The sequence below is a fragment of the Sporomusa acidovorans genome (assembly GCF_900101845.1).
Classification (GTDB): Bacteria; Bacillota; Negativicutes; order Sporomusales; family Sporomusaceae; genus Sporomusa; species Sporomusa acidovorans.
Genome location: NZ_FNAM01000125.1, coordinates 1 through 1,128 on the forward strand (window position 1 = coordinate 1; position 1,128 = coordinate 1,128).

Genomic DNA, 1,128 nt, shown 5'->3' on the forward strand with positions numbered 1-1,128 from the left:
ATTATATTTCAAAAGGGTATTCGTGGGGCAAATCCACTATGGTGCCAATTACCACTTCGAAGCGCTAAATAATATAAAAATAATGAGTATAGCATAAAAATTGGATTAAACTATCTGATTGTTGTATTGATAAATATACACGCAAGATGTGTGCCATTCTCTTTTTCAAAGGAGAGAATGCTATATTTATCAAAATACAAAGTATTCTCGATTGGGAAAATAATAATTTAATAAGTCTTAATTAACTTTTTAAGTCATTTATTACTTATTTTATAAGTTAAGTTATTATTTTCCATATTAATAACCTAGAGAATTACAAGCAATAATATCATTACTCATCAGAACTGACGAATCTATAAACGTAATAATAAAGCTGGTTAGGGGGTATCTCCCCCTAACCAGCTTATGGGTCTGTAAATAGTTGTGTTAACCCCAAACGATAATAAAAAACTATCCGCTCATCTAAACGACAATAATTCGATTCATTCTGATTGACATCTTAAATTATTAATGTCATTACGGGTTCTACTAAAGCCTTTTTGTCTTCTCTAGTTACTTCCAAGGTGATTGGTGATGGCTCTCAAATATATTTTGTCCATTTAGATAAGTATCCTTATTAAACGAATCTAGGATCACCAACGGCAACAACCTTAACCAACGTTTCTACAAAAATATCAAAACCGTCGTTAGTGGCCGCGATGATATCTTTACGCTCAACCTTGACTTCGAGATTAGCCGCTCCAGCTTTGATTAATCGGTCTTTAGCCCATGCCACAGCAGAGTCCGTTGCATAACTTACGGCTTTTTCTAGATCATCAAATGCTTTATACTCCCACGGTAGATGGACGCCAAGCCCTTTTCTGTGTCTTGCAGGCTTGATTACTACATCAATTCTTTCCACGATTCTTGCTGTGACCGCTCCATAAGCATTTGCCACCTCCGCGTGCTCAGGTATGTTTATATCTATATTTATCAGCTTTCCTACCTTTGGTAGCCATGCTTTTACAGGTGCACCTACTGCTACTAATGGAGCAGGAATATTAATCCGACAATTAAAGTAGTCATCGACATGCTGCTCAAAGATTTTTTTTACAAAGATGTTATTGAGATTTTTATGAATATCAAATT

Annotated in this window: 1 protein-coding gene; it reads right to left on the minus strand. The window is 35.0% G+C overall.

The features are described from left to right. Positions 1-616: 616 nt before the first annotated feature. Positions 617-1,128 (minus strand): hypothetical protein (locus tag BLR65_RS30335; protein ID WP_218130688.1); only part of this gene is annotated, 512 nt, incomplete at its 5' end.